Annotated in this window: 22 protein-coding genes; 6 read left to right on the top strand and 16 right to left on the bottom strand. The window is 69.6% G+C overall.

Annotation, left to right across the window (positions count from 1 at the left end):
• Nucleotides 1-28: 28 nt before the first annotated feature.
• Together AACL56_RS27285 and AACL56_RS27290 are read right to left on the bottom strand one after the other, a co-directional pair.
• Entirely contained in the window at nt 29-835 is an 807-nt protein-coding gene (locus tag AACL56_RS27285) for a helix-turn-helix domain-containing protein (RefSeq protein WP_339093112.1), read from the bottom strand.
• A complete protein-coding gene (locus tag AACL56_RS27290; RefSeq protein WP_339093113.1) occupies nt 801-1,829 on the bottom strand; it encodes a LysR substrate-binding domain-containing protein in 1,029 nt (342 codons plus the stop codon). The genes AACL56_RS27285 and AACL56_RS27290 overlap by 35 nt, the downstream gene beginning before the upstream one ends.
• A gap of 104 nt (nt 1,830-1,933) precedes the next feature.
• On the opposite strand from AACL56_RS27290, the gene AACL56_RS27295 reads away from it, so the two are divergent.
• Nucleotides 1,934-3,277 carry an MFS transporter gene (locus tag AACL56_RS27295; protein WP_339093114.1) on the top strand — a complete coding sequence of 448 codons (1,344 nt, stop codon included), beginning with the start codon at nt 1,934-1,936 and terminating at the stop codon, nt 3,275-3,277.
• Nucleotides 3,278-3,471: 194 nt separating this feature from the next.
• Here the strand turns inward: AACL56_RS27295 and AACL56_RS27300 are convergent, their stop codons facing one another.
• Nucleotides 3,472-4,533, bottom strand: a complete 1,062-nt coding sequence (locus AACL56_RS27300) for an adenosine deaminase (protein ID WP_339093115.1) — start codon at nt 4,531-4,533, stop codon at nt 3,472-3,474.
• Between the two features lie 303 nt (nt 4,534-4,836).
• Between AACL56_RS27300 and AACL56_RS27305 the strand changes: the two genes are divergently transcribed.
• On the top strand, nt 4,837-5,790 hold the full coding sequence (locus tag AACL56_RS27305; protein WP_339093116.1) for a helix-turn-helix domain-containing protein: 954 nt from the start codon (nt 4,837-4,839) through the stop codon (nt 5,788-5,790).
• A gap of 25 nt (nt 5,791-5,815) precedes the next feature.
• Complete coding sequence (locus AACL56_RS27310) at nt 5,816-6,367, top strand: DsbA family protein (RefSeq protein WP_339093117.1); 552 nt, start codon at nt 5,816-5,818, stop codon at nt 6,365-6,367.
• Between the two features lie 9 nt (nt 6,368-6,376).
• Here AACL56_RS27310 and AACL56_RS27315 read toward each other — a convergent pair whose 3' ends face one another.
• Nucleotides 6,377-7,291 (bottom strand): LysR family transcriptional regulator, encoded by a 915-nt coding sequence (locus AACL56_RS27315; RefSeq protein ID WP_339093118.1) that lies wholly within the window; start codon nt 7,289-7,291, stop codon nt 6,377-6,379.
• 155 nt (nt 7,292-7,446) lie between these two features.
• On the opposite strand from AACL56_RS27315, the gene AACL56_RS27320 reads away from it, so the two are divergent.
• Nucleotides 7,447-8,436: a Bug family tripartite tricarboxylate transporter substrate binding protein gene (locus tag AACL56_RS27320; RefSeq protein WP_339093119.1), complete on the top strand. Its 990-nt coding sequence runs from the start codon at nt 7,447-7,449 to the stop codon at nt 8,434-8,436.
• An 8-nt stretch (nt 8,437-8,444) separates the two neighbouring features.
• Nucleotides 8,445-9,989, top strand: a complete 1,545-nt coding sequence (locus tag AACL56_RS27325) for an amidase (RefSeq protein WP_339093120.1) — start codon at nt 8,445-8,447, stop codon at nt 9,987-9,989.
• 3 nt (nt 9,990-9,992) lie between these two features.
• On the opposite strand, the gene AACL56_RS27330 is transcribed toward AACL56_RS27325, so the two are convergent.
• Nucleotides 9,993-11,444 (bottom strand): catalase, encoded by a 1,452-nt coding sequence (locus AACL56_RS27330; protein ID WP_339093121.1) that lies wholly within the window; start codon nt 11,442-11,444, stop codon nt 9,993-9,995.
• 226 nt (nt 11,445-11,670) lie between these two features.
• Between AACL56_RS27330 and AACL56_RS27335 the strand changes: the two genes are divergently transcribed.
• Entirely contained in the window at nt 11,671-12,399 is a 729-nt protein-coding gene (locus AACL56_RS27335; RefSeq protein ID WP_339093122.1) for a YoaK family protein, read from the top strand.
• On the opposite strand, the gene AACL56_RS27340 is transcribed toward AACL56_RS27335, so the two are convergent.
• The 11 genes from AACL56_RS27340 to AACL56_RS27390 form a co-directional block, all read right to left on the bottom strand.
• Nucleotides 12,390-13,004, bottom strand: coding sequence for an antibiotic biosynthesis monooxygenase (locus AACL56_RS27340; protein ID WP_339093123.1), 615 nt, complete (start codon nt 13,002-13,004; stop codon nt 12,390-12,392). The genes AACL56_RS27335 and AACL56_RS27340 overlap by 10 nt on opposite strands.
• Before the next feature lie 13 nt (nt 13,005-13,017).
• Nucleotides 13,018-13,353, bottom strand: a complete 336-nt coding sequence (locus AACL56_RS27345; protein ID WP_339093124.1) for a GNAT family N-acetyltransferase — start codon at nt 13,351-13,353, stop codon at nt 13,018-13,020.
• A 24-nt stretch (nt 13,354-13,377) separates the two neighbouring features.
• Nucleotides 13,378-13,986: an AraC family transcriptional regulator gene (locus AACL56_RS27350; protein ID WP_339093125.1), complete on the bottom strand. Its 609-nt coding sequence runs from the start codon at nt 13,984-13,986 to the stop codon at nt 13,378-13,380.
• Between the two features lie 10 nt (nt 13,987-13,996).
• Entirely contained in the window at nt 13,997-14,818 is an 822-nt protein-coding gene (locus AACL56_RS27355; RefSeq protein ID WP_339093126.1) for an alpha/beta fold hydrolase, read from the bottom strand.
• 53 nt (nt 14,819-14,871) lie between these two features.
• Nucleotides 14,872-15,435 carry a Dps family protein gene (locus tag AACL56_RS27360; protein WP_339093127.1) on the bottom strand — a complete coding sequence of 188 codons (564 nt, stop codon included), beginning with the start codon at nt 15,433-15,435 and terminating at the stop codon, nt 14,872-14,874.
• A gap of 58 nt (nt 15,436-15,493) precedes the next feature.
• Complete coding sequence (locus AACL56_RS27365; RefSeq protein ID WP_339093128.1) at nt 15,494-17,095, bottom strand: MFS transporter; 1,602 nt, start codon at nt 17,093-17,095, stop codon at nt 15,494-15,496.
• Nucleotides 17,088-17,495 (bottom strand): DoxX family protein, encoded by a 408-nt coding sequence (locus AACL56_RS27370; protein ID WP_339093129.1) that lies wholly within the window; start codon nt 17,493-17,495, stop codon nt 17,088-17,090. Before AACL56_RS27370 ends, AACL56_RS27365 begins: the two co-directional genes overlap by 8 nt.
• Nucleotides 17,495-19,399, bottom strand: a complete 1,905-nt coding sequence (locus AACL56_RS27375; protein ID WP_339095251.1) for an amidohydrolase — start codon at nt 19,397-19,399, stop codon at nt 17,495-17,497. Before AACL56_RS27375 ends, AACL56_RS27370 begins: the two co-directional genes overlap by 1 nt.
• A gap of 104 nt (nt 19,400-19,503) precedes the next feature.
• Complete coding sequence (locus AACL56_RS27380) at nt 19,504-19,806, bottom strand: DUF1427 family protein (protein ID WP_339095253.1); 303 nt, start codon at nt 19,804-19,806, stop codon at nt 19,504-19,506.
• A 20-nt stretch (nt 19,807-19,826) separates the two neighbouring features.
• Entirely contained in the window at nt 19,827-20,480 is a 654-nt protein-coding gene (locus AACL56_RS27385; RefSeq protein WP_339093130.1) for a hydrolase, read from the bottom strand.
• Between the two features lie 205 nt (nt 20,481-20,685).
• Nucleotides 20,686-21,405 (bottom strand): pirin family protein, encoded by a 720-nt coding sequence (locus tag AACL56_RS27390; RefSeq protein ID WP_339093132.1) that lies wholly within the window; start codon nt 21,403-21,405, stop codon nt 20,686-20,688.
• Nucleotides 21,406-21,476: the final 71 nt, after the last annotated feature.

Consider the following 21,476-nt stretch of genomic DNA (forward strand, 5'->3'; position numbering starts at 1 on the left):
TCAGGGTTGGTGCCAGTATCCCGCGCCCTCAGTGCAGCGGCGCCTGCTCGCCCCAGGCATGTGAGGCCTGCGCGTCGGCCGTCACGCACACCTGGTTTGCGAGGAAGGACGGCGGCAGTCCGAAGTAGCGCTGGAAGGTGCGGCTCATGTGCGCCGCATCGGTGAAGCCGCTGACCAGCGCCACCTCGGTCAGCGAGCGATGCCCGGTGAACTGCTGCACCGTGCGGCGCACCTTGGTCCACAGCGCATAGCGCTTCACCGACACGCCGACCTGCTCGGCGAAGAGGTGGGTGAGCCGGTCGGGCGACAGGCATGCCACGGCCGCGAGTTCGGGCAGCGCGATCTGGCCCGAATGCGCGCGGATGGACTGCAGCACGCGCTCGATGCGCGGATCGATCGCGGCCTGCAGCTCGGGGCATTCGGTGATCGCCTCGACCAGCCTGGCGCTGAGCGACTGCAGCCGCTCGCTGGGCAGCTCGCCGCACTGCGCGGGCGCGAAGTCGTCGCGCAGCCGGCCGAAGCGCCGCGCGTCGATCGGCTGGATGCCGTGGCCGCCCATGCGCCTTGCGAGCATGCGGTAGGCACTGGACGCGGGATCGAGATTGAGCGAGAGCAGCCCGCAACCGTCGACGTCGAGCCGGCGCGACACGTGCGGCGCGACCAGCGCGGCGGTGCAGCGCACGCGGGTGCCGTCCTCGGCCTCGAGCGTGAAGGGATGGCCGCTGACCGAGGCCAGCAGCGTGGCCGACGAACGGGCCGTCAGGCCCGACTGGATCGCCGGCGTGATGTAGAGAAACCGGTCATCCCACAGATGCAGGAAGTTGCGCGTTGCCATGCCGTCTCGCTTTTGTTTTTGTCTCCAGCGGCGGATTCTCACGCATCGAGACGGCAAGGGGTTGCACATGCTGGCGCACCGCCTCCAGCAGCAGCGTGGCCAGGCGGCTCGCCGGCGCTTCGGAATGGGCCTGCGCGCGGTACAGCACCAGCGAGATCTGCGGCAGCGCCGGCAATGCGAGCGTCGTGCGGTCGAGCGGGCGCACATGCGAAGGCAGGCCGAACGGCGTGCGCACCGTGAGGCCCAGCCCGGCCGAGGCCGCGGCCCACAGCGCCGCCAGGCTGGCGCTGCCGAAGGCCCGGCGCCACGGCACGCCGGCGCGGTCGAGCGCGGCGATGACGATCTCGCGCAGCGGGCACGGCGCGTCGAGCATCACGAGCGGCAGCGGCTCCTTGCTCTTCGGCGCGCGCGCGCCGGGGCCGCGCAGTTCGCGCTCGGTCCACCACGGCGCATCGACCCGCGCGGGCGCCGTGGGGCCGATCCACAGCAGCGGCAGCCGCGCCACGCGTTCGGCGTAGGGCGACAGCGGCTGGTCGCCCGCGTCCCAGGCCAGCGCCAGATCGAGCTGGCCGAGTTCGAGCCGCTCGCGCAACTCGCTGCTGCGCGCCACGCAGGCCTCGATGCGCACCTTGGGATGCGCGCGCGCGAAGCGCCCGAGCACGGCGGGCAGCAGCGTCTCGCCGAAGTCTTCCTGCAGCCCGAGCCGCACCCAGCCCTGCAGGTCGACGCCGCGCATCGCGGCGCCGGCCTCGTCGTTGAGTTCGAGCATGCGGTGCGCGTACGCGAGCAGCGTCTCGCCGGCCTCGGTGAGCTCGAGCCCGCGGCCCGCCTTGCGGAACAGCACGGTGCCGGCCTGCTGCTCCAGCTTCCTGAGCTGCGCGCTCACCGCGGAGGTAGAGCGGCCCAGCCTGTCGGCCGCACGCGCATAGCTGCCGAGCGCGATGCCGGTGGCGAAGCTGCGCAGCACGTCGAGATCGAACATCACCTGGCTCATGCCTGTCCTTTCGGGGTTGTCTTGATCGTCCCGTTTTTTGGAACGGTTGCGTCATTATTTTCTGATTTTCAAAACCTTGGCAGCGGCGGACACTGCACCGCAACATGACACATCCGATCTCTTCCCCGCCTGGATCCGCCGCGTTCCCGCCCCGCCACCGCTGGAAGGTGCTCGCCGCCGGCGTGGCCGCCAACGCGGCGTTCTCGGTGGCCTTCAGCGGCATTCCGATGACCGCGGTGCTGATGCGCACCGGCTACCAGCTCGACAACGCCACCCTCGGGCTGGTGCTCGGCCTCATGGGGCTGGGCATCGCGGTGAGCGAGCTGCCCTGGGGCCTGCTGACCGACCGCTGGGGCGACCGCCCCGTGCTGCTGGCAGGCCTGGGCAGCACCGCGGTCGCACTCGTCGCGATGGCGCTGTGGGCGGCGCCGGCCGCCGGGCACATCCCGGGCCTGGGCTGGCTGGGCAGCGGGCTGCTGCTGGTCGGCCTGCTCGGCGGCAGCGTCAACGGCGCCAGCGGCCGCGCGGTGATGACGTGGTTCGACGCCAGCGAGCGCGGCCTCGCGATGAGCATCCGCCAGACCGCCGTGCCCATGGGCGGCGGCATCGGCGCGCTGGTGCTGCCCTTCGTCGCGCTGCACTTCGGCTTCGCGGCGCTCTACGGCCTGCTCGCGCTGCTGTGCGCGCTGAGCGCGGCGATGAGCTGGGCCTGGGTGCACGAGCCGCCCGTGACCGCGAACGACGACAGGGCCGCGCCGGCGACCGCGATACCGAAAGCCGGCCCCCTGCGCGACCTGCGCGTGTGGCGCATCGTGGCCGGCATCGGCATTCTTTGCGCGCCGCAGTTCGCGGTGCTGTCCTTCGGCACCGTGTTCCTCCACGACTTCGGCCATGCAGGCCTGGGGACGATTACCGCGACGATGGTGTGCGTGCAGGTGGGCGCGATGGCCATGCGCGTGTGGAGCGGCCGCTGGACCGACCGCCGCCGCAACCGGCCGGCCTACCTGCAGGCCTGCAGCGCACTCAGCGTGCTGCTCTTCGCGGGGCTGGCACTGCTGGTGATGGTGGCGGGCACGCACGCCGCCGATTCGCCGGCGCTTCGCATCGCGCTGGTGGCACTGCTGGGTGCGAGCGGCGTGTGCGTGTCGGCCTGGCACGGGGTGGCATACACCGAACTGGCCACGCTGGCCGGCGCATCGCGCGCCGGCACCGCACTGGGCATGGCGAACACCAGCGTGTTCCTGGTGTGCTTCGTCACGCCGTTCTCCATTCCGCACCTGCTGTCACTGCAGGGCTGGCCGCTGGTGTGGCTCGCGGCCAGCGCGTGCGCGCTGGTGGCGATGCCGCTGCTGGTGTTGCGGCCGGTACGGTCAGGGCCTGTTCACCCTGTTTCCGGCGTCGCGAAGGCCTGTCACGGCGGGCCAATCAAGGCGCGCGACGCTGCATAGGCGTATGCCCATGCAAGAAGCGCAACGCCGAGTGGCCCGCCGTGACAGGCCTTCCCTTCGGGTTGGCCGGCAAAGGGGCCGCCTGTAGCGTTGCCCGCGCTTGCGAGGCACCAGCCTTGCTGCGCACGCGCGCCTTGCACCCAGCCCCTTTGCCGGCCAACGCGACGCCGGAAACAGGGTGAACAGGCCCTTGTTCAGAAGCTCGCGAAGACCGCGTTGAGCCGGTCGACGTAAGCGCGCTTGGCGGCCGTGTCGATGAAGCTGCCTTCGAAGCTGTTGGCCGCGAGCTGCCATGCGTGGCGCACGCTCAGGCCGGTGGCCGCGAAGGTCTCCAGGAAATTCTGGTTCATGTAGCCGCCGAAATAGGCCGGGTCGTCGGAGTTCACGGTGGCGACCAGGCCCGCGTCGAGCAGCGTGCCGAGGTTGTGCTGCGCGAGGTCGGGGAACACGCAGAGCTTGAGGTTCGACAGCGGACACACGGTCAGCGGAATGCGCTCCTGCGCGAGCCGCTTCATCAGCGCCGGGTCTTTCGCGCTCTGCACGCCGTGGTCGACGCGCTCGACCTTCAGCACGTCGAGTGCGCTCCATACGTACTCGGGCGGGCCTTCCTCGCCCGCGTGCGCCACGAGGTGAAGGCCCAGCTCGCGGCAGCGCGCGAACACGCGGGCGAACTTCTCGGGCGGGTGGCCGACTTCGCTGGAGTCGAGCCCCACGCCGATGAACCGGTCGCGGAACGGCAGCGCCTGCTCCAGGGTCTCGAACGCCTCTTCCTCGCTCAGGTGGCGCAGGAAGCACAGGATCAGCGACGCGCTCACACCCAGCTTCGGGCCCGCTTCCACGCAGGCGCGGTGCAGGCCGTTGACCACCGTCTCCATCGCCACGCCGCGTGCGGTATGGGTCTGCGGGTCGAAGAACATCTCGGTGTGCACCACGTTGTCGGCGGCGGCGCGCTCCAAGTAGGCCCAGGCCATGTCGTGAAAGTCCTGCTCCTTCAGCAGCACGCTGGCACCGGCGTAGTAGATGTCCAGGAAGCTCTGCAGGTTGGTGAAGGCATAGGCCTTGCGCAGTTCTTCGACGCTGGCGTAAGGAATGGACACGCCGTTGCGCTGCGCGAGCGCGAAGATCAGCTCGGGCTCGAGCGAACCCTCGATGTGCATGTGCAGCTCGGCCTTGGGCATGGCGCACAGCAGCGCGGGAAGGCGGTCGGCGCCGATGCGGTCGAAGCTCGGGTCGTAGGTGGGACGGAAGTCGGTCATGGTGGCGGCGCCTGCGGATTCGGCTGCGTTGTGATCCTGCCGAGGATAAGGGCTGCCGTTGCGCGCGGGATGCTTGGAACCTTATGACGGCCAATCGGCCTGGGGGGGCCATCCATCGACACCGCACGGGTGGAGCGGCATGCACCAACATAGATCAGCCATAAAAAATCAACAGGTCAGCAAGAGTAAAAACCCGCGCTTTTTCAAATAGCTTCAAGAAAACGTGCAAAACTTCTATCCATAATTTCGCGCAGCACCGCCAATCGGACGCTCGACCACTTGCTTTTCCTGTCCCGCCCATCCATGCGCGCCGATCCCAGTTCCTCCGCGGCGAGCAGCCCCTTCATCGCCTCCTTCGGGCCGCCGGTTGCGGCGCCGCAGGACACGCTGGGCTGCACCTCCGGCCTGCTGCGCAACGACCACGAACTGTCGGCCAATGGCGTGCGCGTGTACCGCAAGACCGTCGACGGCGAACAGCGCCAGCAGGTGGAGACCGATGCCAGCGGGCGCGGCGTGCTGGTGGGCGTCTCGCTGCGCGACGGGCACCGGCGCCGGGTGCTGCACGAGCACCACGCCGCGAGCCACGACTTCCGCAAGGGCTCGATCTACATCCGCGACTTCAGCGACCGCTACCGCGCCGACCTGCTCGGCGGCTTCGACTTCGTGCTGCTCGAGATCTCGCATGCCGCGCTGGAGCGCGCCTTCGACGAGAAGACGGGGCCGCGCGTCGGCGGCATCGAGCCGGTCGGCTCCGCCACGGACGACGTGCTCGCCCATCTCGCCGCCGCGCTCGCGCCGGCACTCGCGCGCCCCACGGAAGCCAGCATGCTGTTCGTCGACCAGCTCTGCCTGGCCATGACCAGCTACCTGGTCGACCACCACGGCCGGTCGGCGCCGCCCGGCCCGCCGCGCACCCATCGCGTGCTGTCGCGCTCGCACGAGGCGCGCGCCAAGGAAATGCTGCGCAGCAAGATGGACGGCAGCGTGTCCGTGGCCGAGATCGCCGACGCCTGCAACCTGTCGCGCAGCTACTTCATCCACGCCTTCCGCGAAACCACCGGCCAGACGCCGCACCAGTGGCTGGTGGCACAGCGGCTGGAGCGCGCGCAGGCGCTGCTGATGGACTTCGAGCGCCCGCTGGCCGAAGTGGCCGCGGCCTGCGGCTTCTCCGACCAAAGCCATTTCACGCGCGTGTTCTCGCAGTTCACCGGCACACCGCCGGGCAGCTGGCGGCGGAAAATGCGCGTGGACAAGTGAACACACCACCCAACCGGAGCCTTTCATGAGCGCAGCATCCCAGGCGAATTCCGTGGCCCAACTCCTCGTGCCCGACCGCGCCACCGAGCACGTGCTCGGGCCGGACTCGGCGCCGGTCACCGTCGTCGAATTCGGCGATTTCGAATGCCCGTCCTGCCGCCAGGCCCACCCTGCCGTGCAGATGATGCTGTCGCACTTCGGCAAGCAGGTGCGCTTCGCGTTCCGGCACTTTCCGCTGCGCGAGGTCCATCCGCATGCGGAACTGGCCGCGGAAGCCGCCGAGGCCGCCGGTGCGCAGGGCAAGTTCTGGCCCTATGCGGAGCTGCTGTTCAACCACCAGAGCCACCTCGACAACCGCCACCTCGACAGCTACGCCGCGCAGCTCGGCCTCGACATGGCGCGCTTCGAGAACGAACTGAAGGACAACGTCTACCGCCAGCGCGTGCAGGAGCAGGTCGAGCTCGGCCGCCGCCTCAGCGTGCGCGCCACGCCCACCTTCTACGTGAACGGCGTCTTCACCGACGTGTCCTTCGGGTTGCAGCACCTGCGCGAGGCGATCGACCGCGCGCTCCAGTGAGGGCGCCGCTCAGCCCGAGGCCCTGACCGCCTCCACCAGGTAGCGCACGAAGGCCCTGCCCGCATCGGGCAGCACGCGCCCCGCCATGGTCTCGATCTCGAGATGGCGCTCGTTCATCTCGCGGTCCTTCAGCGGAATGGCCACCAGCGCCTTGCCCTGCAGCAGCGCGCGCATCGACAGCGCACCGTAGAACGCGATGCTGCCGCCGCCGGCCGCGGCAAAGCTCGGCAGCGCGTTCGCATGGTTGCTCGACATGGCCAGGTCGTAGCGCAGTCCCTGCCGGGTGCAGCTCGCATCGAGCAGGCGGCGGATCGAGCTGTCTTCCAGCGGCAGCCCCAGCGGGTACGCCACCACCTGGCGCAGCGAGAGCTGCCGCTGCACGGCCAGCGGATGGTCCTTGGCCATCACCGCCAGGATCGGGCTGGGATGCCGCAGCTCGATTTCGATGCCCGGCTCGGGCACGGCGCTCAGCGTGATGCCCACGTCGGACTCGCCGTCGCGCACCCGCCGCGAGATGTCCGCGGGCGAGCACACGTCGAGATGGAAGCGGATGCCGTCGTGCTTGCGGCGGAAGCGGGCGATCAGCGTGGGAATGAAGTCGAAGGCGAAGCCCTCGGTGCTGGCCACGCGCACATGGCCGCTGCGCAGGCCGCGCAGCCCAGCGATGTCGTTGGCCACGCGCTCGATGTCCTGCTGCGCCCGCTTGGCATGCGCAGCGAGCAGTTCGCCGGCCGCATTGGGCACCATGCCGCGCGCATGGCGCTCGAACAGCAGCGTGTCGAGTTCGCGCTCCAGCCGCGCCACCTGCCGGCTCACCGCCGAAGGCGCAACGTTGAGCTTGAGCGCCGCTTCCTTCACCGAGCCGGTCTTCACCACCTCGAGAAAGTAGCGGACCGCGGTTTCCTGCAGTGCGCGAAATGCCATGGGTTTCCTCTGCAAGAAGGCCCGGAAGCGGCCTTTTTCGATTGCCGATCCGGCAACGCAGGATTCTAAACATTGCGCTTGTGGCAGCGCCCGGCGGCTCCTAGGATGAGTTGTCACATTCGCCTCGAACCCTTTTGCCGCTTTCTGGAGCCCCGATGAACCGTCTCCCGCTCGTCGCCCGCATCGCCCTGCTGTGCGGCCTCGGCCTCGGCGCCGTGCCGCTGGCCACCCTGGCTGCCGAGACGGGTTTTCCCTCGCGCCCGATCACGCTCGTCATTCCCTTTCCGCCGGGCGGCGCCACCGACGTCAACGGCCGCGTGCTCGCGCAACGACTGGGCAAGGAGCTCGGCCAGCCGGTGGTGATCGAGAACCGCGCGGGCGCCGGCACGGTGATCGGCGCGAGCTACGTGTCGAAGGCGGTGCCCGACGGCTACACGCTGCTGGTGAGTTCGGGCACCACCTTCACGGTCAACCCGGCGATCCGCGCCAGCCTGCCCTACGACCCGGTGAAGGGTTTCGACCCGATCGGCATCGCCGGGCGCACCGGCCTGGTCCTGCTGGCCAACAGCGACGTGCCCGTGCAGACGGTGAAGCAGTTCGTCGACTACGTGAAGGCCTCGCCCGGCAAGTATTCGTACGGCTCGTTCGGCACCGGCACCACCGCGCAGTTCGCCGGCGAAAGCCTGCTGCACGCGGCCGGCCTGAAGATGACGCACGTGCCGTACAAGGGCAGCGCGCCGGCCATGACCGACCTGATGGGCGGGCAGATCCCGTTCAGCATCGACACGGTGAGCGCCGCGATCCCGCAGCTCAGGAGCGGCAAGATCAGGGCCATCGCGCTCACCACCGCCAAGCGCTCCGCGCTGCTGCCCAACGTGCCCACGCTGGCCGAGAGCGGCTACACCGACATCGACATGGACACCTGGCTGATGCTGGCCGGACCGAAGGGACTGCCGGCAGACGTGAAGGCGAAGCTCGAGAAGGCGCTGGCCACGACCGTCGCCGACCCCGACACGCGCGCCAGGCTGCTGGCACAGGGGCTGGAGCCCGCGTACAGCAACGCCGCCGCCGCGAGCGAGCTCATCGCCCGCGAGCTGCCGGTGATGCGCGCCGTCGCGGCGCGCGCGAACATCACGGCGGACTGACCCGCCCCATGGACACCACCTCCCACCCCGGCGCAGAGCTCGTCGAGAAATCCGCGGTCGAGCTGCGCCGCCTCATCGGCAGCAAGGCGGTGTCGCCGGTCGAGCTGCTCGAAGCCTGCATCGCGCGCATCGCGCACCTGAACCCCTACGTCAACGCGGTCACCGCCACCTGCTTCGAGCGCGCGCGCACCGAGGCGCGGGCGGCTGAAAGCGCCGTGATGCGCGGCGACACGCTCGGCCTGCTGCACGGCCTGCCGCTCGGCGTGAAGGACCTTGAGTCGACCGAAGGCCTGCTCACCACCTGGGGCTCGCCGCTGTACCGCGACCACGTGCCCGCGCAGGACATCGAGCTGGTCGCCCGCCTGCGCCGCGCGGGCGGCATCGTCGCGGGCAAGACCAACGTGCCCGAGATGGGCGCGGGCGCCAACTCGCGCAACGACGTGTGGGGCGCCACCGGAAACCCCTTCGATCCGAACCTCAATGCCGGCGGCTCCTCTGGCGGCTCGGCCGCCGCGCTGGCCTGCGACATGCTGCCGGTGTGCACCGGCTCCGACACCGGCGGCTCGCTGCGCATTCCGGCCGCCAAGTGCGGCGTGGTGGGCTTCCGCCCGTCGCCCGGCATCGTGCCGAGCGTGCGCAAGCCGCTGGGCTGGACGCCCATCTCGGTCGTCGGCCCGATGGGCCGCACGGTGGACGACGCCTGCCTGCAGCTCGCCGCCTCGGCCGGCATGCATGCTGGCGATGCGCTTAGCTATCCGCTCGATGCGATGTCGTTCCTGGCCCCGGCGCCGGTCGACCTGTCGACCCTGCGCGTGGCGTGGACCGAAGACTTCGGCACCTGCGCCGTGGACGATGGCATCCGCGCCACCTTCCGCGCGAAGATCGAGGCCATGCGGCACATGCTCCGGCGCTGCGACCGGGTCGACTTCGACATGGGCGAGGCGCACCGCTGCTTCGACGTGCTGCGCGCCGAGGCCTTCGTGGCGGGCATGCAGGCGGCCTACGAGCGCGACCCCGACAGCCTGGGCCCGAACCCGCGCGCCAACTACGAGATGGGTGCGCGCATGAGCCTGCTCGACAGCGCCTGGGCACAGGCCGAGCAGACCCGGCTCATCAACCGCTTCCAGGCCACCTTCGCCGACTACGACCTGGTGCTGTCGCCCACCACGCCGGTCTCGCCGTTCCCGTGGACGCAGCCGTACGCGAGCCACATCAACGGCGAGCCGCAGGCCAACTACTACCGCTGGCTGGCGCTGACCTACGTGGTCACGCTGACCACGCACCCCGCTATCACGCTGCCCTGCGGCCTCGACCACGCGGGCATGCCCTTCGGGCTGCAGGTGGTGGGCGGCTTCCGCACCGACCACCGCGTGCTCGGCGCGGCGCGGGCGATGGAGCAGGCCTTCGCAGCGCACCCGCCCCTGCGTCGCCCGCGGCCCGACCTCGCACGGCTGCGCGCCTCGCGGGCGGAGCCGCCGCTGACGTCGATCGTCACGTCGCCGCCCGTCTTCGGCGGCCGCGATGCGCAGGCCGCCGCGGTGTCGGCCGTCTGAGCGCTACCCGGCAAGCCGCGCGAGCGCGGCCTCCACGCCTTCGCCGAAGGCCGCGTCCACCAGCCGGAAGTGCTCGACCTGCCGCCGCTGGATGGCGTCGGGCACGCTCGCCATCGATGCGGCGATGTTCGCGGCAAGGCGCTGCCGCTCGCCCTCGTCCATGCGCCGGTACAGGGCGCCGGCCTGCGCGTAGTCGCCCAGGCCCTGGCGGTCGTCGAAGCGCATCGCGTCGCCGGCCAGCGGCAGCGCGGGTTCGGCCAGCCGGTGGTCGGGACGCGGCCCGCCGAAGGAGTTGGGTTCGTAATAGGCGTCGGTGCGCGCCGGCACGTTGAGCCGCATCGCGCCGTCGGCATGGTAGGTGTGCACCGGCGACAGCGGGCGGTTCACCGGCAGCGCCGCGTGGTGCGTGCCCACGCGGTAGCGCTGGGCGTCGGCGTAGGTCAGCAGCCGGCCCTGCAGCAGCTTGTCGGGCGACACGCAGATGCCCGGCACGAGGTGCGCCGGGTTGAAGGTGGCCTGCTCCACCTGCGCGAAATAGTTGTCGGGGTTGGCATGCAGCACGAGCAGGCCGATCTCGATGAGCGGGTGCGCGCCCTGCGGCCACACGCAGGTGGGGTCGAAGGGGTTGAACGGCAGCGCCGCGGCCTGCGCCTCGCTCATCAACTGCACGTGCAGCGACCACGAAGGATGCTCGCCGCGCTCGATGGCCTCGAACAGGTCGCGCTGCGCGCTCTCGCGGTCCTCCGCGACGGCGCAGCGTGCCTCGGCGTCGGTGAGGCAGCGGACACCCTGCCGCGTGCGGAAATGGAACTTGGCCCACACCCGCTCGCCGGTCTCGTTCACCAGCCCGAAGGCATGCACGCCGTAGGCGTGCATGTGGCGGTAGCCGGCAGGCAGACCGCGGTCGGAGAACAGCATCACGATCTGGTGGATGCTCTCCGGCGAGAGCGACCAGAAGTCCCAGATCGCGGTGGGCGAGCGCAGGTGGCTCACCGGGTGGCGCTTGAGCGCGCGGACGAGGTCCGGAAACTTCTGCGGATCGCGGATGCACGCCACCGGCAGGTGGCTGCCGACCAGGTCCCAGTTGCCCTCCTCGGTATAGGCCTTGAGCGCGAAGCCGCGCATGTCGCGCTCGGCATCGGCGCAGCCGCGCTCGCCCGTCAGGCCCGAGAAGCGCACCAGCACCGGCGTGGCCTGCCCCGGCTGCAGCACGCGCGCGCGGGTGTAGCGCGCGATGTCGCCGGTGATGCGCAACGTGCCGAATGCGGCGGCGCCCTTGGCATGCAGCACGCGCTCGGGAATGCGCTCGCGCGCGAGGTAGGCCAGCTTCTCGGCCATCTGGTAGTCCTGCAGCAGCACCGGCCCGCGCGGGCCTGCGGTGATCGAGCGACTGCTGTCGACCACGGGGGCGCCGCCCGCGGTGGTCAACGTGGGCGGCCTGTTGTCTTTGTTCATGGCGATCTCCCGGATCGGGTCTCGGGCGGATGGTCGGGCCGTTCCAACGGCGTGTATTGAAGAAGAGTGGCCCGTTTTGAACGCTCGCCCGGCACGAAGCGCCATGCGACGCCCCCCGGCGGCAAGCCCGTGCGCGCGAATGTGCAAAGCCGCGCCCAAGCCGACAAGACGGCGCGCGCCCGCAGTTGCACGATGGAGGCCCTCCGAAACGGACCTTCTTCCTGCCATGAAACCCACCCTGCCCCAGCTCATGAGCCTCAACGGCGGCTTCATCGACACCGCCGGCTTCCTCGCGCTGCACGGCCTGTTCACCGCGCACGTGACGGGCAACTTCGTCACCATCGGCGCGGCGCTGGTGCACGGCACCTCGGGTGCCATCACCAAGCTGCTGGCGCTGCCGGTGTTCTGCGCGATGGTGATACTGGCCCGCCTGGTGAGCTACGGGCTGCCCGCGCTCGGCCTGCCGGTGCTGCGCACCATGCTGGCGGCCAAGGCCGTGCTGCTGCTCGCGGGCGGCGTGCTCGCGATCCGCTTCGGGCCTTTTGCCGACGGCGACAGCGCCGCCGCGATGGCCGCAGGCCTGGTGCTCGTGTCGGCGATGGCGATCCAGAACGCGGTGCACCGCATCCACCTCGGCAGTGCCCCGCCGACCACGCTCATGACCGGAACGACCACGCAGGTCATGGTCGACCTCGCCGACCTGCTGCGCGGGGGACAGGCGCCCGAGGAGGCTGCGGCGGCGCGCACGCGCATGCGGCGCATGGCGGCCGCGGTGGCGTGGTTCGCCTCGGGCTGCGCGGCGGCGGCGCTCATCTACGCGCGCTGGAACGTCTGGTGCTTCGCCGTGCCGCCGGTGCTGGCGGCGTGCGCCGTCGCGCTGCAGCGCAGCACGCACGAAGGCGATCCGGCGGCGCCGCCGTCCACGCCGGCCTCAGCAGCCGCGCGTCATTTGTAGAGCCAGCGCGCCATCAGGCGCGTATACCTCGGCATCACGACGTACACCATCAGCCCCACGAGCACCGCCGAAGCCACCAGGTGCTCCAGCCAGTAGCCGGACACCACCGGCACCGGCGCCAGCAGGCGGTGCAGCACGGCGGGCACCAGGATCGTCAGCGGATAGATCACCGACAGCGTCAGCAGGAACTGCTTGTAGCGTTTGGCCGGCGGCTGGCCCGCGGGCGGGTGGAACCAGAACTCGAGGCCGGTGCGGGTCTCGACCTTCTCGTCGGCATCGAGCAGCGGAGCCACCTCGCGCACCAGTTCGCGGCGCGTCTCGGAGCCGAACCAGTCCTGCGCATGCGCCAGCGAATCGAAGCGGATGGTGACGGTGTATTGCAGCCCGCCCGCGGCCGGATGAATCACGTTGACGCCGCGGTGCCCCGGAAAGCGCGAGGCGATCGGCACCACCTTCTTCAGCCATTGCTCGTAGGCGGCAACGGATTCGCGCCGTACCGTCTGCTGGATCACGGCGGTGACGGTCTCCGCGCCCGGCACGGCGCGGCCTGCGATCTCGCCGAGGCTGGCGGTGCGCAGCCCTGGCTGGCGGTCGTCGGCGGTCATGCGCTCGTCTTTCTCAGAGGCCGAGCAGCTTGCGGCCTTCTTCGGCCAGCAGGTCGTGCGTCTCGGGATGGGCGCGCATGTAGGCGTTGAACACCGGGCACTGCGGCACCACGCGCAGCCCGCGCTCGCGCGCGGACGCCAGCCCGGCCAGCACCAGCTGCTTCGCGATGCCCCGGCCCTGCAGCGCTTCGGGCACCAGCGTGTGGATGAAGGTGATGACGTTGCCGTCGAGCGAATAGATCGCGACCGCGCGCTCGCCCTGTTCGGCGTATTCGAAGCGGTGCTTCGCCGGGTTGTCGCGGACTTCGACGGGTGCAGGAGATGCGGGGGAAGAAGGAGAAGGGGTCATGGGGATTCCCAGGTTGGAAGCGCTTCAATGCAGCTGGAGAGGGCGATTCACGTGCCGTGCCAGCCGTGTTGCGGCAGCCGCGCCGGTCGTCAAGGCATTGTTCCCGAACCGGTGCACCAGGTGCGCGCAGATGGCCAGCGCCAGATGCCGATGCACCGGCGTACCGCCGGGCTGCGGCCGTTCGAGCAGGGCCAGCACGGCCGCGCCGAGGCTGCACATCACCGGGTCGACCATGCCCGGCGCACAGGCCAGCCCGCTCACGCCGGACATGCCCTGCGCCAGCGCCACGGCGCGCACCAGCGCATGCGGCAGGTAGAAGTGCAGCGCGTCGAGCGGGTTGCCGAGGTAGCTGGCGACCTCGTCCCGCAGGTCGACGATGCTGAGCGCGCCCGGCGCATAGCCGCGCACCACCGCCGGCCGCCCGCGCAGCCAGGTCTCGTGATGGCGCACGCCGACGAGGTGGAGCACGACGAGGAAGGCGTCCTCGCGCGGGATTTCCCGCTTCATGCCCAGCCGGTCCGGCGTGCAGGTGATGCGCGTGACCGCGAAAGGCGCGGGCAGCATGACGAGCGCGGGGGCGGACGGCAGCTCGAAGCACCGTCCCAGCAGGTCGCCGAAAGCCCCCTCGCGCATCACGGCAGGCTCAGCCCTCGATGAACGCGAGCAGGTCGGCGTTCACCTGTGCGGCGTGCGTGTTGCAGGTGGCGTGCGGCGCGCCGGCATACACCTTCAGCGTCGCGTTGCGGATCATCTCGGCCGCCAGCTTCCCGGTGGCCTCGAACGGCACCACCTGGTCGTCGTCGCCATGGATCACGAGCGTGGGCACGTCGATCTTCGCCATGTCGGGGCGGAAGTCGGTTTCCGAGAACGCGGTCACGCAATCGATCGTGGCCTTGATGGAAGCCTGCAGCGCGATCTGCAGCGTCTGCTTGAACACGCCCTGCGACACCTTCGCGCCGGACCGGTTCGTGCCGTAGAACAGCGTGCTGAAGTCGTCGAGGAACTGCGGGCGATCGGCCACCAGGCCTGCGCGGATGCCGGCGAACAGCGAGGCGTCGGGGCCCACGGGGTGGTCGGCCGTCTTCATGAACAGCGGCGTCACCGCGCTGATGAGCGCCAGCCTGGCAATGCGCGAGCTGCCCTTGCGCGCGATGTAGCGCGTGACGTCGCCGCCGCCCATCGAGAAGCCGGCCAGGATCACGTCCTTCAGGTCGAGCTTCTCGATCAGCTCGGCGATGTCGTCGGCGAAGGTGTCGTAGTCGTAGCCGGTCCAGGGCTGGCTCGAGCGGCCGAAGCCGCGGCGATCGAACGCGATCGCGCGGTAGCCGCGCTCCGCGAAGAACAGCATCTGGGCGTCCCACATGTCGGCGCTCAGCGGCCAGCCGTGGCTGAACACGATGGGCTGGCCCGAGCCCCAGTCCTTGTAGTAGAGCTCTGTGCCGTCGCGCAGGGTGAGTGTGGTCATGGTTGTTCCTGTGGATGGGTGCGAATGGAAAGAAAAAGGAAGAAGCGGCCGGGTCAGCTTTCGCGCACCGACTCGAACAGGAACCACGTGCGCTTTTCGGCCTCGTCGATCCAGTTCTCCAGCACGCTGGCCGTGGCCACGTCGCCGTATTCGTCGCACACGCCGTGCGTGGCGCGCATGAAGCCGGCCAGGCGCTGGTTGTCCTCGCGCAGCTCGGCGAGCATGCCGATGGGGGTCACGAAGTCGGCGTCGTTGTCCGACAGGCGCTGCAGCCGCGCGGCATGTCCGGTCGAACGCAGCGTGGTGCCGCCCACCTTGCGCACGCGCTCCGCGATCGGGTCGATGGTCGCGAAGATCTGGTCGGCCTGCTCGTCGAGCAGCAGGTGGTAGTCGCGGAACGACGGGCCCGACATGTGCCAGTGGAAGTTCTTCGTCTTGAAGTACAGCGCGAACACGTCGGCCAGCAGCACGTTGAGCGCCGCCGAGATGTCGCGCGTGGCATCGGCGCCAAGGTCGCTGGGCGTGTGCAGCGATGCGGTGCGGCGCGCCCTGGTGCTGCTCGCCAGCGCCTTCACGGATTTGCCGGTTGCCGGCCTGGAGGCTTTCGAATGGGCCATGGTGTTTCCTTGGTGGTTGTCGGGATGACGTCTGTTGTCGGAAGGAATCGTCGGAAGCTCAGAGCGACAGGAAGTGATGCACCACGGGCTTTTCGGGCCCGATGTGGAAGCGCACGGCCTCGTTCTGCAGGTCGGCGTCGGCATGCGACACGCGGTGGTGCTGGCGCAGGTGCTCCGCCCACGACTCGACCAGGAACCACTCCATCACGCGCTCGGCGTCGCCGGTGTGCTCGGTCACGCCCCATGCGTAGGCACCGTCGCGGCGGCGCTCCAGCGACAGGCGCTTCATGGCGGCGAGGAACGCGGGGCGGTCCTCCTTGCGGATGCGGTACTCGACCTGGATCATCACCGGGCCGCGGTCGTGCGCGACGGGCTCGGCCACCAGCGGTTCGGGCCAGTGGTTGGAAGCCTGCAGGTCCGACTCGCCGCTGGGCAGGCGTGCACGGTGGAACAGCAGGGCCACCACCACGAGACCGACGGCCCCGGCCACCAGCGTGTACGGCACCCCGATCTCCTGCGCGACCAGGCCCCAGCCGAGGCTGCCCGCGGCCATGGCGCCGTTGAACACGGTTAGGTATACCGCGAGGCCGCGGCCGCGCACCCAGTTCGGCAGGATCGACTGGGCCACGCCGTTGAGCGTGGTCAGCGCGATGATCCAGCCCAGGCCGAGCAGCAACAGCAGCAGCACCGCCAGCCACTTCGGCGGCGCGAACACCAGCGCACCCATCACGGCAGCAGTGATCACCGAAGCCAGCAACACCAGGCCGTCGGCATCGAGCCGCTCGCGCAGCCGCGGCATCACCAGCGCACCGGCGATGGCGCCCGCGCCTACCGCGCCCAGCAGCACGCCGTAGAAGCCGGCCGTGCCGCCCAGCATCTGGCGCGCCACCAGCGGCAGCAGCGCCCACACCGAACTCGCGAACAGGAAGAACACGGCCGCGCGCAGCAGCACGCGGTGCAGCTCCTTGCTGGCGCGCGTGTAGCGCAGGCCGGCGCGGAAGGCGCCGAAGAAGTTCTCCGACAGCCCGCTGTCGACCGCCGCCGGGCGCTTCCACCAGATCAGCGCGGCAATCACGAACACATAGCTCAGCACGTCGGCGCCGTACGTGACGGCCGCGCCGAAGCTCGCGAGGATCAGGCCGCCCGCGGCCGGGCCGATGGAGCGCGCGATGTTGATGCCCAGCGAGTTCAGCGCCACCGCGCTCTTCAGGTCCGCACGCGGCACCAGCTCCGGCACGATCGACTGCCAGGTCGGCCCCATCAGCGCCGCGCCGATGCCGCCGACGAAGGTCAGCGCGATCAGGTACTCGACGGTGAGCGCGCCGGTGTGCGAGAGCACCAGCAACGTGCCGCTGACGCTGGCGAGCACCAGCTGCACGAAGATCAGGAAGCGTCGGCGGTCGAGGATGTCCGACAGCACGCCCGCCGGTATGGCCAGCAGGAAGATCGGCAGCGTGGCCGCGGTCTGGATCAGCGCCACGGCGGTCGGGCTGGCCGAGAGGTCGGTCACCAGCCACGAGCTCGCCACGTCGCGCATGAAGCTGCCGATGTTGCCGAGCACGGTGGCCGCCCACAGCACGGCGAAGACGGGCTGGCGCAGCGGTGCGAAGCCTCCGCCGGAGGCCTTGGCGGCGCTTGCGGTGTGGGTGCCCTCAGTCATCCTTGCGCCCCTGCAGGTCGTGCCATGCCACCAGCAGGAAGCCGCCGACCAGACCGAGATGCTCGTAGAACGAGTTCGCGGCCATGAAGCGTTCCTGCCCCACCGGAAGCTGCCAGTAGCGCAGTGCCACGAAGGTGGCGAACAGCGTGAACGCCGCCAGCGCCAGCGCGCCCAGCCAGCGATGGAAGCCCGTGAGGATGAGCGCCGAGGCGCCCAGTTCCAGCACGATGACGGCCGCGGCCATCGGTGCCGCGGGCGACACGCCGAAGTGGTCCATCTCGGCGATGGCCGATCCGAAGTCCATTGCCTTGTTGAAGCCGCCCTGCAGGTAGGCCGCGCACAGCAGCAGCAGCGCGACCCAGCGCAGCACGGGTGAGGGTTGCCAACGCATCGTCTTCATCACACCGCCCAGCAGGCGCAACCGAGCGCGCCCCAGAAGCTCTTCAGGTCGGCAATGGGCAGCTTGCTGCTCCAGGCCGTGGCGTGCTGGTGGCCGTGCACGTTGCAGTCGTTCGCGCAGGCGCAGGCGGCGGCCGCCTTGCGCATCGAGTTCTGCAGCGCCTTCTGCAACGGCGCGCCCTCCTTCGTGTCGGCCCAGCCGGCGTAGCCACCGAAAGTGCGCGCGGGCGACCAGTCGGGCATGGCCGCGGGCGGCGTGCCTTCGTCGAGCGAGGCGAACGGTCCGGCGCCGTAGACCACCTTGCCGCCCACCATCGTGAGCAGCGCCGTGGTGTCGGCGATGTCCGATTCGGCGCAGGCGAAGAAGTCGCGGTCGGGCACGATCAGGTCGGCCAGCTGGCCGGCCTCGATGCGGCCCTTCTTGCCGACCTCGTTGGAGAACCAGGTGACCTTCTCGGTCCACATGCGCAGCGCGGTCTCGCGGTCGACGCAGTTGCGCTGCGGCGTGATCTGCATGCCGCCCACCGTCTTGCCGGTGATGAGCCACGACAGCGACACCCACGGGTTGTACGAGGCGACGCGCGTGGCGTCGGTGCCCGCGGACACGTTCACGCCCTTCTCGAGCATGCGCTTCACGGGCGGCGTGGCCTCGGCCGCGCCGGCGCCGTAGCGCTCGACGAAGTACTCGCCCTGGTAAGCCATGCGGTGCTGCACCGCGATGCCGCCGCCGAGCGCCGCGATGCGGTCGATCGACTTCTCGGAGATGGTCTCGCAGTGGTCGAAGAACCAGTTCAGCCCGGCCAGCGGCGTGTCCTGGTTGACCTTCTCGAACACGTCGAGCGCGCGGTCGATGGTCTCGTCGTAGGTGGCGTGCAGGCGCCAGGGCCAGCGGTTCTGCGCGAGCACGCGCACCACTTCCTCCAGTTCGCCTTCCATCTCCGGCCCCATGTCGGGACGCGGCTGGCGGAAGTCCTCGAAGTCGGCGGCCGAGAACACGAGCATCTCGCCCGCGCCGTTGTGGCGGAAGTAGTCGCTGCCCTGCTTGTACCTGGACGTGGCCGTCCAGTTGAGGAAGTCTTCCTTCTCCTGCTTGGGCTTCTGAGTGAACAGGTTGTAGGCGAGGCGGATGGTGAGCTGGCCGGCATCGGCCAGCTGCTGGATCACCTGGTAGTCGTCGGGATAGTTCTGGAAGCCGCCGCCCGCGTCGAGCGCGCCGGTCACGCCGAGCCGGTTGAGCTCGCGCATGAAGTGGCGCGTGGAATTCAGCTGGTACTCGAAGGGCAGCTTCGGTCCCTTGGCCAGCGTGGCGTACAGGATCGATGCGTTGGGCTTGGCCAGCAGCAGCCCCGTCGGGTTGCCGGCGCTGTCGCGCACGATCTCGCCGCCGGGCGGCGCGGGCGTGTCGCGGGTGTAGCCCACGGCGCGCAGCGCGGCGCCGTTGAGCAGCGCGCGGTCGTACAGGTGCAGGATGAACACTGGCGTGTCGGGCGCCACGGCGTTCAACTCGTCGATGGTGGGCAGCCGCTTCTCGGCGAACTGGTGCTCGGTGAAGCCGCCGACCACGCGCACCCATTGCGGCGCGGGTGTGTTGGCCACCTGGCGCTTGAGCATGCCCATGGCATCGGCCAGGCTGCGCACGCCGTCCCAGCGCAGCTCGAGGTTGTAGTTGAGGCCGCCGCGGATGATGTGCAGGTGGTTGTCGATGAGGCCGGGCAGCACGCGCTTGCCCTTCAGGTCGACCACGCGGGTGCCGCTGCCGGCCAGCGGCAGCACGTCCTCGGCACGGCCCACGCGCAGGAAGCGGCCGTCCTTGATGGCCACGGCGCCGGCCTCGGGGTTGGCCCGGTCCAGCGTGGTGAAGCGGCCGTTGTGAAGGATCAGGTCGGGAGTGGCGGTGCCTGCCATGTCGGGTTTCCTTGAAGCGGAGGGTTGGGCCATTGCCGTCCCGGCAATGGCGGCGCCGAGCGTGCCGAGGCACAGGCGGCGGCGTTGTTCGTCGAACGATTCGCTCATGAGTCTTTGCGGGCGTTGGTGGTTGCGGAAGCTGCCGCGGCCGCGACGGCCGGATCGGCCTTGGCGCATTGCGGCAGTTCGCCGAACACGTGCGGCTTGACCTGGTGATGCAGCCACGAGGTGGCCACCGGATCGGGCTTGATCACGCTCTTGATGAGCGGCGGGATCTGCTCGCCGAGCAGGATCCCGAGAAGCCCCACGAGGGCGATGACCGGCGGGGCCGGCGAGCGCACCTGGAACAGTGCGTAGATCACGCCGACCAGCAGGCCGAGCGCGAGCGACAGGACGTAGGGCTTCATCTTGCTGCTCACGGCCGGTTTCAGCCTTCGTGCGCGCCGAACATGGTCTTGGCGTAGGTCACGCCGAGGCCGTAGGCGCCGCCGAACTTCTTCGCGATGCCGGTGGTCATTTCGTACGTGTCGGTGCGGGCCCAGTCGCGTTGCAGCTCGAGCAGGTACTGCAGCGAGGTCATGGGTTGTGCGCCGGCCTGCACCATGCGGTCCATCGCGCGGTTGTGCGCCTCGGTGGACACGTCGCCGCAGGCGTCGGCAATGACGAACACCTCGAAGCCCTGGTCGATGGCCGACAGCGCCGGCCCGACGATGCACACGCCGGTCCACAGGCCCGACAGCACGATGCGCTGCTTGCCGATCTCGTTCACGCGGTCGATCACCGCCGCGTCTTCCCAGGTGTTCATCGAGGTGCGGTCGAGCATCTTCTGGCCCGGGAACGCGTCGGTGATCTCGCTGAACATCGGGCCCGAGAAGCTCTTCTCGGCCACGGTGGTCAGAATGGTCGACACGCCGAAGCCGGCGGCCGCATTGGCGACGAGCGCCGCGTTGTTGCGCAGGTTGACGGCGTCGATCGAGTGCGTGGCAAAGGCCATCTGCGACTGGAAGTCGATCATGACCAGCGTGTGGTCCTTGGGCGTGAGGAGCTTGGCGCCGGCGGTGGGGGTGGCTTTGATGGACATGAAGTGACTCCGTGAAAGGGTTGGTTGAAAAAGGAAAAGGAAAGAAGAAAGAAGAGCGACAGCGCGCGAGGGAAGCGGGAGGAATGCGAGAGGAAAGCGAGGTGGACGACGGGCATCGAACCGTGGGCTGCATCCTCGTTTCGGCGAGGACGCATGTCTTGTCGATTAATGAGCCCGTTTGGACATTTGCCGTCGGCGGGCCGGCTCAGAACGCGGGCAGTTCGTTGGGGCGCAGGTCGAACACCAGCACCTCGGCGCCTTCGCCGCGGGCCAGGTCGAGCCGGCGCACGTCGCGCACCCGCACGCCGTCGCCTTCGTTCAGGCGCTGGCCATTGAGCTCCACGCTGCCGCGTGCCACGTGCACATAGGCGAAGCGGCCGGCCTCCAGTGTCAACGTCGCCTGCTCGTCGCCGTCGAACAGGCCGGCGTGGACGCGGGCGTCCTGGTGGACCGCGAGCGAACCGTCGGTGCCTTCGGGCGAAATGATCAGGCGCAGCCGGCCGCGCTTTTCCTCGGGGCCGAAGTGCTTCTGCTGGTAGCGCGGCGCCACGCCCTTGGCGTTCGGCACGATCCAGATCTGCAGGAAATGCAGCGGGTCGGTGGCCGACGAGTTGAACTCGCTGTGGCGCACGCCGGTGCCCGCGCTCATCATCTGCACGTCGCCGGGACGGATCACCGAGCCGGTGCCCATCGAGTCCTTGTGCTCGAGCGCGCCGTCGAGCACGTACGAGAAGATTTCCATGTCGCGGTGCGGATGGGTGCCGAAGCCGCGGCCAGGCGTGACGCGGTCGTCGTTGATCACCAGCAGGTCGGAGAAGCCTTCCTGTTCCGGGTCGTGGTAGTGGCCGAAAGAGAAGGTGTGGCGGGACTTGAGCCAACCGAAGTCAGCGAGGCCGCGGTCGGTGGCGCTGCGGATTTCCAACATGATTCACTCCTTGTCAGTAGTTGAATTCGATTGAATTCACAATTCGCTTCGGAAGATTTTTCCTAGGCATG

Origin of the sequence: Variovorax paradoxus (assembly GCF_902712855.1) — a bacterium.
GTDB classification, from domain to species: Bacteria; Pseudomonadota; Gammaproteobacteria; order Burkholderiales; family Burkholderiaceae_C; genus Variovorax; species Variovorax paradoxus_Q.

What these genes read in the sequence shown, in the direction of transcription:
- AACL56_RS27330 (WP_339093121.1), bottom strand. Translation starts at nt 11,444, where the DNA reads ATGAACAAAGACAACAGGCCGCCCACGTTGACCACCGCGGGCGGCGCC.
- AACL56_RS27315 (WP_339093118.1), bottom strand. Translation starts at nt 7,291, where the DNA reads ATGGCATTTCGCGCACTGCAGGAAACCGCGGTCCGCTACTTTCTCGAG.
- AACL56_RS27325 (WP_339093120.1), top strand. Translation starts at nt 8,445, where the DNA reads ATGGACACCACCTCCCACCCCGGCGCAGAGCTCGTCGAGAAATCCGCG.
- AACL56_RS27355 (WP_339093126.1), bottom strand. Translation starts at nt 14,818, where the DNA reads ATGACCACACTCACCCTGCGCGACGGCACAGAGCTCTACTACAAGGAC.
- AACL56_RS27375 (WP_339095251.1), bottom strand. Translation starts at nt 19,399, where the DNA reads ATGGCAGGCACCGCCACTCCCGACCTGATCCTTCACAACGGCCGCTTC.
- AACL56_RS27310 (WP_339093117.1), top strand. Translation starts at nt 5,816, where the DNA reads ATGAGCGCAGCATCCCAGGCGAATTCCGTGGCCCAACTCCTCGTGCCC.
- AACL56_RS27290 (WP_339093113.1), bottom strand. Translation starts at nt 1,829, where the DNA reads ATGAGCCAGGTGATGTTCGATCTCGACGTGCTGCGCAGCTTCGCCACC.
- AACL56_RS27370 (WP_339093129.1), bottom strand. Translation starts at nt 17,495, where the DNA reads ATGAAGACGATGCGTTGGCAACCCTCACCCGTGCTGCGCTGGGTCGCG.
- AACL56_RS27285 (WP_339093112.1), bottom strand. Translation starts at nt 835, where the DNA reads ATGGCAACGCGCAACTTCCTGCATCTGTGGGATGACCGGTTTCTCTAC.
- AACL56_RS27345 (WP_339093124.1), bottom strand. Translation starts at nt 13,353, where the DNA reads ATGACCCCTTCTCCTTCTTCCCCCGCATCTCCTGCACCCGTCGAAGTC.
- AACL56_RS27385 (WP_339093130.1), bottom strand. Translation starts at nt 20,480, where the DNA reads ATGTCCATCAAAGCCACCCCCACCGCCGGCGCCAAGCTCCTCACGCCC.
- AACL56_RS27340 (WP_339093123.1), bottom strand. Translation starts at nt 13,004, where the DNA reads ATGACCGCCGACGACCGCCAGCCAGGGCTGCGCACCGCCAGCCTCGGC.
- AACL56_RS27365 (WP_339093128.1), bottom strand. Translation starts at nt 17,095, where the DNA reads ATGACTGAGGGCACCCACACCGCAAGCGCCGCCAAGGCCTCCGGCGGA.
- AACL56_RS27360 (WP_339093127.1), bottom strand. Translation starts at nt 15,435, where the DNA reads ATGGCCCATTCGAAAGCCTCCAGGCCGGCAACCGGCAAATCCGTGAAG.
- AACL56_RS27320 (WP_339093119.1), top strand. Translation starts at nt 7,447, where the DNA reads ATGAACCGTCTCCCGCTCGTCGCCCGCATCGCCCTGCTGTGCGGCCTC.
- AACL56_RS27350 (WP_339093125.1), bottom strand. Translation starts at nt 13,986, where the DNA reads ATGCGCGAGGGGGCTTTCGGCGACCTGCTGGGACGGTGCTTCGAGCTG.
- AACL56_RS27380 (WP_339095253.1), bottom strand. Translation starts at nt 19,806, where the DNA reads ATGAAGCCCTACGTCCTGTCGCTCGCGCTCGGCCTGCTGGTCGGCGTG.
- AACL56_RS27335 (WP_339093122.1), top strand. Translation starts at nt 11,671, where the DNA reads ATGAAACCCACCCTGCCCCAGCTCATGAGCCTCAACGGCGGCTTCATC.
- AACL56_RS27305 (WP_339093116.1), top strand. Translation starts at nt 4,837, where the DNA reads ATGCGCGCCGATCCCAGTTCCTCCGCGGCGAGCAGCCCCTTCATCGCC.
- AACL56_RS27390 (WP_339093132.1), bottom strand. Translation starts at nt 21,405, where the DNA reads ATGTTGGAAATCCGCAGCGCCACCGACCGCGGCCTCGCTGACTTCGGT.
- AACL56_RS27295 (WP_339093114.1), top strand. Translation starts at nt 1,934, where the DNA reads ATGACACATCCGATCTCTTCCCCGCCTGGATCCGCCGCGTTCCCGCCC.
- AACL56_RS27300 (WP_339093115.1), bottom strand. Translation starts at nt 4,533, where the DNA reads ATGACCGACTTCCGTCCCACCTACGACCCGAGCTTCGACCGCATCGGC.